The sequence below is a fragment of the Streptomyces sp. NPDC006265 genome (assembly GCF_040613555.1).
GTDB lineage: Bacteria > Actinomycetota > Actinomycetes > Streptomycetales > Streptomycetaceae > Streptomyces.
Genome location: NZ_JBEXSH010000476.1, coordinates 1 through 6,924, shown reverse-complemented (window position 1 = coordinate 6,924; position 6,924 = coordinate 1). Strand labels below are relative to the sequence as shown.

The window sequence follows — 6,924 nt, the reverse complement described above, 5'->3', positions numbered from 1 at the left end:
CGGTGTCCTGCAGATACCGCTGCACCAGCGAGTCCGCGAGCGACTGCCCGACCTCCCAGCTCAGCCGGGACGGAATGGCCTTGGGGTCGACGGAGCGGCGAACTCGGGCCCGTGCAGCACCGCACGGGCCCGGCGGTACCAGCGCCAGGCGATCGTCTTCGGTCCGTCGCGGTACGGCGCGACCCGCGCGCCCGCCCCCGCCAGCCAGCCCTCGACGTCGGCGACGGTGTGGGTGCGCCGGACGATGAGCCGGGCGATGCGGTACCGCTCGTCGCGGTCGGAGCTGAGCGCGTGCCGCACCGCGGTCGCCGTCTCGTAGCCCGCCCGGGCCGACATGGCCCGCACCCGGGGGCTGTTGTAGCCGTGCGGATAGGCGAGGTGCCGGATCTCGTGCCCGAGGGTGTCCTCCAGCACGGCCTTGGAGGTGCGCAGTTCGTACGCCAGGGCCTTGGCGGACAGGGTGTCGAGCTGCGCGTGCGTGACGGTGTGGCTCCCGATCTCCATGCCGGAACGTTCCAGCTCCGCCGCCCGGGTCAGGGTCATCATCGGAGCGGGCGGCAGCAGACTGCGGCCGCCCGGGGCGATGGCGCCGGTGGTGAGGTAGGCCGTGGCGGGCAGCCCGCGTGCGGCCAGGGCCTCGGCGGTGGGGCCGGGCAGATCGGCGAACCCGTCGTCGAAGGTGAGCAGCAACGGCCGGGGCGGCAGCGGCGCCCGCCCGGCCAGATGACCGGCGACCGCGCTGATCGTGACGGGCGTACGCCCGCTGCCGACGATGACGTCGAGATGTGCCGCGAACTGCCGTGGCGTGACCGTGAACTCGGCGATCCACTCGGGCGGGTCGTCCATCACGGCGTGGTAGAGGAAAACGGGGATGGCCGGGGTGTCCGAGGACGCTATCGGTCCCTCACCACGCGCACGTGCCGACGTCGTCATCTCGCCCCCTGAGCGGTCTTCGCCCTCGCCCGCTGAGCTGTCTTCGCCCGCTGAGCTGTCTTCTCCCGAACCGCCGCGCGCAGCGCGTACCGCGCCCGCAGATAGCCGAGGGGCCCGTAGACCATCCCCCTGCGCTGCAACCGCGACAGCCGCCGCGGCCAGGGATGCGTCCGCTCGTCATGGTCGCCCGGCGTGCCGGTGCCGTCCGCCGCGTCCGTCTCGCGCACCGCCGTCAGCGTGCGGGCGTGGGCGAGGCCGCGGGGCAGCCTCGCGAGGAACGCCGGCACCAGCGCGGGTCGGTTCACCAGCACCGCGGTGAGGTACGCCGTGAGCCCTGCGCCGTAGCCGTAGGCCTGGGTCTCCAGGTCCCGCCAGGTCTCCCGGTGGTGGTGCCACACCAGGGCGTACGGCGTGTAGTGCAGTCGGTGGCCCTGGGCCAGGACGCGGACGAAGCCGTAGAGGTCGTCGCCGCCCCGGGCCGCCGTGCCGGCCCCGGTGGCCGGGTCGAAACCGCCGACGGAACGCAGCACCGCCGTCCGGAACGCCATGTTCGCGCCGGAGCCGAACCGCCCGGCCGTGAACGGGAACAGCGGCTCGTCGCCCGGCGGACGCGCGGGGTCGTACGTCCTTGGAGTGAAGCCTTTCGCGAAGCCGCCGTGGCTCTCCAGCAGCACCTGGGCCGGGGTCGTCAGCCGGGCCGGCAGGATCAGCCCGGTGCCGCACCCGAGTCCGGCGTCGGCGGCGAAGGGCGCGGTCAGCTCGGTCAGCCAGCGCGGGTCGGCGACCACGTCGTCGTCGGTGAAGGCGACCACCTCGCCGCGCACGGCGTCCAGCCCGGCGTTGTGGGCGGCTGCGAGCCCCGGAACGGGCTCACAGACGTACCGCACGCGTTCGGCGTACTTCCGCTCGATCAGCTCCCGCGTCTCGTCCGTGACCGGCGCGTTGTCGACGACGACGATCTCGAACCGCGGATGGTCCTGCGCCAGCAGCGAGTCCAGCGCCCGGGCCAGCTGCCCGGCCCGCTCCCGGGTCGCGACGACGACGGTCGTGAACGGCGGCTCCCCGGGTCCGCCGACGACGGCCGGCCCGCACTCCGCCCGTGCCCGGTCCGTCAGCACGACCTTTGGATCCGCCCCCTCCGGTACCCGCCCGAGCAGCGTGCCCACAGGCCGACCGCCCCTTCTGACCAGCACGAACACCTCTCCGTGCGTCACGGGCGGACCCCCCGGGCCGGGTCTGAGCACCGCCTCGTCACCGTCGAGGTCCAGCTCGGCGACCTGCACCGCCCCGATGCCCAGGAACCGCCGTATCTCCTCCTGCGCACGCGCCGAACGGGCCATGCGCCCACCCCCCTCGTGAAGTCAGGTACGGCGCAGCCGAGCCGCGCCCTTCAGCGTCCGCGCGGCCAGCGCCGCGAGCTGGGGCCTGCCGCGGACGAAGCTGTGCGCGCGGCGCGACGGTTCGTGGCTCAGCCAGTGCAGTGCCGCGCCCACCCCAGGACGGGTCACCGCACCCTCGTACACGGGCAGTTCGCCCGTCTTCAGCGCGTCCTTGTACTCGGCTGCGCCCCTTCCCAGGTCGAGCGTGCCGATGCCGTCGGCCGCCGCCGCCTCGGCCATCCGCAGGTGCAGCACCAGACCCGGCGAGAACTTGGCGAACTCCGGGTCGTAGGCCGGGAACCAGCAGGCCAGCACCGAGGCCGAACGCAGCCCGAAGTGCGCGGCGACGGGCCGCTCACCGGCGTACAGCACGGACAGCGTGCCGCTGCACTCCGGCGCCCGGGTCCGGGCCAGCTGCCCGACGAGCCGGGTGATCCACTCCTGGGCGAACCGGTCCCGGCGGCCGGTCCTGCGGTACTGCGCGGACTTCCACCCCATGAGCGTGCGCAGCGCGGCCGGATCGCGTTCGTCGAACACGAAGCGCAGTTCCCCGGCCTGCCGGCCCAGCTTGCGCTCCTTGGCCAGCGTGGTCTTCAGGAACTTCGGCGACTGCGCACGCAGCACCGACTGGTACGTCTCGTAGCCCTTCTCCACGTCGATGACGTAGGTGGCGTACTCCTCGGCCGCGTACCGGACGAACAGCCGCTGCTCGGCCTCCAGATTGTCGAAGGCGAAGCTCGACAGCGAACAGGCCTTCAGCACTTCGCCCGTCTCCAGGTCGAGGCCGGGCCGCAGGATCGCGCCCTGCGCGTCCGAGACGCCGAGCCCGATCGCCCGGCCCTGGCCCAACGGGCCCCGCTCGTAGGGCAGGAAGCCGACCGGCTCCGGCCCCTCGTACACCATGGCGACCCGGGCCCCGGGCCTGACCCGGCCGACGGCTTCGGTGAACTCCGGCTCCATGAAAGGGTTGCGCGGTGCCTCGGAAGCGGCGCGCAGCGCACGCCAGCGCTCCCTCTCCCCTTCGCCGAGCTCCCCGGGCCCAGCCACGCGAATGCGCCCACTGCTCAACCTGACCCCCCGATCAAGTCCCCCCTGGACACTTGGAAGGTACCGCTCTATGCGGCCCCATGGGTAGGTAGTGGAGCATGTTGTTGCCAACTGGTGCAGAGGCCTTCAACCGGGCAATCGGCGTCCACCGAGCGATGAAACGAAGGGCCGTACTGTCCGTATTCTCTGATCATGGCCGCATCCATCGCATATTCACTCATCGCCACCGACCTGGACGGGACGCTGCTGCGCGGCGACGACACCCTCTCCGACCGGTCCCTCGCCGCGCTCGCGCGGGTGGCGGACGCCGGTGCCCAGCACCTCGTGGTGACGGGCCGGCCGGCGCCGAGAGTGCGGCCGCTCCTGGACGACCTCGGGTGCACGGGGCTCGCGGTGTGCGGGCAGGGCGCGCAGGTGTACGACGCCGGCGCGGACCGGCTGCTGTGGTCCATCACCCTGGACCGGGAACTGGCCGAGACCGCCCTCGGCAAGATCGAGGCCGAGGTGGGGCAGGTGTACGCGGCGGTCGACCAGGACGGGGTCGACGGGCTCACGCTGATCGAGCCGGGCTATCTGATGCCGCACCCGACCCTGCCCGCCGTACGGGTCGACCGGCGCGACGAGCTGTGGCTCGAGCCCGTCAGCAAGGTGCTGCTGCGGCATCCCCTTCTGACGGACGACGAGTTGGCGGCGACGGCCCGCTCGGTGGTCGGCTCACTGGCGACGGTGACGATGTCGGGGCCCGGCACCGTCGAGCTCCAGCCGTGCGGGATCACCAAGGCCACGGGTCTGGCGCTGGCAGCCGAGCATCTGGGGCTGCGGCCGGCCGACACCATCGCCTTCGGCGACATGCCCAACGACATCCCGATGTTCGACTGGGCCGGCCACGGCGTCGCGATGGCCAACGCCCATCCCGAACTCAAGGCCGTGGCCGACGAGGTCACCCTGTCGAACGAGGACGACGGCATCGCCGTCGTCCTCGAGCGACTGCTGGGCGGGACCGCTCAGTACGGGCCGTTGACGTTGTCGATCGAGCCGTAGCGGTCGGCCGCGTAGTTGCAGGCCGCCGTGATGTTGGCGACCGGGTCGTACGGGTCGAAGGAGGTGCCGGCCACGTGGTAGGCGGCGAAGGTCGGGTCGATCACCTGGAGCAGGCCCTTGGACGGGGTGCCCGCGACGGCGTTGGAGTCCCAGTTGTTGATGGCCTGGGGGTTGCCGGACGACTCGCGCATGATGTTGCGGTAGATGCCGTCGTAGGAGCCCGGGATCCCCTTCTGCGCCATGATGTCCAGCGACTCGCGGATCCACCCGTCGAGGTTGTTCGCGTAGGTCTTCGCGGACGCCTGGGTGGCCTGGGCGACGCCGCCGGCGGGCTTGGCGGCCGGCTTGGCGGGGGCGGACGACTTGGTCGCCGTCTTCTTCGCGGCGCTCGTCTTGGTGGTCTTCACCGTCAGCTTCAGATGCGGGTGGATCAGCTTCGGGTTGTCGCCGACGGCGGTGCGGTTGTCCTTGTAGAGCTGCTTCCAGCCGCCCGAGACGTCGTACCTGTCCGCGATGCGGGCGAGCGAGTCGCCCTTGACCACGGTGTACGTGAGGGACTTGGCGGGCTGGGCCGCCTGCGGCACGGACTGTGCGGCGACGGGTGCGCTCTGCGGCTCGGCGGCGCTCGCGTGGGTGGCGCCGAGGAGCGGCAGGGTGAGTGCGGCTCCGCCGGTACCGGCGGCGATGAAGCCTCGGGTCAGCGGGTTGGTTCTGGGGCGACGGTGCTTGCCTCGTCCGGCCATGGCCATGTTCCTCTCCGGCGCCTGCGAGGTGAGCTGTCGGGTTCGGGCCGGGAGGTGCCCGGCCGCGTACGGCGCTGTGTGCCGTGCGCGGCTTCACCCCGAGCCGTGCCGCTGTGCGGACCGGCGACTTACCTGGGTCCCCCGCTCCTGCCCTGCGTGAGTGAGTCGGTTAAGTGGGGAGTCCGGGCGGCGGCAGGATTGGGCGTCCGCCGGACAGGGCCGGAACGTATGCGAGAGCACATGTCGGGAACAAGCACCTCAGTCACATATCGCGCGCTTGACCTTGGTCGGGAGCGTTTGGGCCGCTTGATCCTTTGCGGTAGCCAAGGCTCAACTGGCTTTCGGGGGAAGGTGTTAGGGGTCGCTGTCGCGGGGAGGGGGAAAAGAGGAAGGAGTGATTCAACTCACTGATCACAAGCCCGTAGGACAATTCCCGCCAAGGGGAATTCGCCGACTCAACGCGTCAAATCGTGCATAACTCGCTACCCCCGGGTGAGTCGATATATATCTATTCTTATAGGTTGATCGAAAACATAACGGTCGTGATCGGATACCGCCCGGCCTGTAACCATGGGCGCTGGCGGTGATCGAAACGTGACCGGATACGCTGGCTCGAGTGAGGGCAGCGACCTATCGACAATCCGCGTAATCACCGGCAGACACAGCAGACAGGAGACCCCTCGTGACCGACGTCGGGCCGTTCGGGCTGAGCGTGCGGGACCAGGCTCTGGAGGCCGATGTCCAGGCCGGATTGACGGCTGTCGAGGAAGGCTTGCTCGAGGCCACCAAGAGTGAGGTGCCCTTCATCACGGAGGCCGCCCAGCATCTGGTGCGGGCCGGCGGCAAGCGGTTCCGCCCGCTGCTCGTGATGCTCTCCGCCCGGTTCGGTGACCGCTACGCGCCCGGCATCGTGCCGTCGGCCGTCGTCGTGGAGCTGACCCACCTCGCCACGCTGTACCACGACGACGTCATGGACGAGGCCGCCGTGCGCCGCGGCGTCGCGAGCGCGAACACCCGCTGGGGCAACTCGGTCGCGGTCCTCACCGGCGACTTCCTCTTCGCTCGCGCCTCGCACATCCTGGCCGACCTCGGCCCGGAGGCCGTGCGGGTGCAGGCCGAGGCGTTCGAACGCCTCGTGACCGGCCAGATCCTGGAGACGGCCGGACCGCAGGACGGCCGCGACCCCGTCGAGCACTACCTGGACGTGCTGGGCGGCAAGACCGGCTCGCTGGTCGCGGTGTCGTGCCGGTTCGGCGCGATGATGTCCGGCGCCGACGAGACGGTCGTGGACGTCCTGACCCAGTACGGCGAGCGGCTCGGCGTCGCCTTCCAGCTCGCGGACGACGTCCTGGACATCGCCTCCGACTCCCACGAGTCCGGCAAGATCCCCGGCACCGACCTGCGCGAGGGCATCCCCACGCTGCCGGTGCTGCGGCTGCGCGAGCGGGCGGCCCGGCTCGGGCTCGCCGAGGACATCGCCCTGTGCGAGCTGCTCGACTCCGACCTCACCGACGACGCACGGCACGCCGAGGCCCTGCGTCTGCTGCGGGCGCACCCGGCGCTGGAGCAGGCCCGGCAGGACACCGTGCGCTACACCCAGGACGCCCGTTCGGCACTGGCACCGCTGCCGGAGTGCAGCGCGAAGACGGCGCTCCTGGAGCTGTGCGACGCAGTGGTGCACCGGGCCGGCTAGTGCCGCGGCAGGCAACGTTCGCCCCGTCACGACGCCCGGCACGCTCCCCCACGCTCTCGACTCCGCTCGAGCAGGGGGTACCCCCACT

Annotated in this window: 6 protein-coding genes and 1 riboswitch; of the genes, 2 read left to right on the top strand and 4 right to left on the bottom strand. The window is 71.4% G+C overall.

Annotation, left to right across the window (positions count from 1 at the left end):
- Positions 1 to 60 precede the first annotated feature (60 nt).
- From ABZ281_RS30850 to ABZ281_RS30840, 3 genes are all read right to left on the bottom strand, one after another.
- Positions 61 to 846, bottom strand: coding sequence for a polysaccharide deacetylase family protein (locus ABZ281_RS30850; RefSeq protein WP_356660797.1), 786 nt, complete (start codon positions 844 to 846; stop codon positions 61 to 63).
- A gap of 83 nt (positions 847 to 929) precedes the next feature.
- Complete coding sequence (locus tag ABZ281_RS30845; RefSeq protein ID WP_356660795.1) at positions 930 to 2,273, bottom strand: glycosyltransferase; 1,344 nt, start codon at positions 2,271 to 2,273, stop codon at positions 930 to 932.
- 21 nt (positions 2,274 to 2,294) lie between these two features.
- On the bottom strand, positions 2,295 to 3,359 hold the full coding sequence (locus tag ABZ281_RS30840) for a GNAT family N-acetyltransferase (protein WP_356660793.1): 1,065 nt from the start codon (positions 3,357 to 3,359) through the stop codon (positions 2,295 to 2,297).
- A 192-nt stretch (positions 3,360 to 3,551) separates the two neighbouring features.
- Here ABZ281_RS30840 and ABZ281_RS30835 point away from each other — a divergent pair, with 192 nt between their 5' ends.
- Entirely contained in the window at positions 3,552 to 4,400 is an 849-nt protein-coding gene (locus ABZ281_RS30835; protein WP_356660791.1) for an HAD family hydrolase, read from the top strand.
- Here ABZ281_RS30835 and ABZ281_RS30830 read toward each other — a convergent pair.
- Entirely contained in the window at positions 4,364 to 5,143 is a 780-nt protein-coding gene (locus ABZ281_RS30830) for a transglycosylase SLT domain-containing protein (RefSeq protein ID WP_356660789.1), read from the bottom strand. The genes ABZ281_RS30835 and ABZ281_RS30830 overlap by 37 nt on opposite strands.
- Positions 5,144 to 5,146: 3 nt before the next feature.
- A riboswitch (cyclic di-AMP (ydaO/yuaA leader) is annotated at positions 5,147 to 5,316 on the bottom strand.
- A gap of 509 nt (positions 5,317 to 5,825) precedes the next feature.
- Between ABZ281_RS30830 and ABZ281_RS30825 the strand changes: the two genes are divergently transcribed.
- Positions 5,826 to 6,836 carry a polyprenyl synthetase family protein gene (locus tag ABZ281_RS30825; protein ID WP_356660787.1) on the top strand — a complete coding sequence of 337 codons (1,011 nt, stop codon included), beginning with the start codon at positions 5,826 to 5,828 and terminating at the stop codon, positions 6,834 to 6,836.
- The last annotated feature ends 88 nt before the right edge of the window (positions 6,837 to 6,924 follow it).

Excerpts from the sequence above, each read along its gene's own strand:
- ABZ281_RS30850 (WP_356660797.1), bottom strand. The coding sequence starts at position 846 with ATGGACGACCCGCCCGAGTGGATCGCCGAGTTCACGGTCACGCCACGG.
- ABZ281_RS30845 (WP_356660795.1), bottom strand. The coding sequence starts at position 2,273 with ATGGCCCGTTCGGCGCGTGCGCAGGAGGAGATACGGCGGTTCCTGGGC.
- ABZ281_RS30835 (WP_356660791.1), top strand. The coding sequence starts at position 3,552 with ATGGCCGCATCCATCGCATATTCACTCATCGCCACCGACCTGGACGGG.
- ABZ281_RS30830 (WP_356660789.1), bottom strand. The coding sequence starts at position 5,143 with ATGGCCGGACGAGGCAAGCACCGTCGCCCCAGAACCAACCCGCTGACC.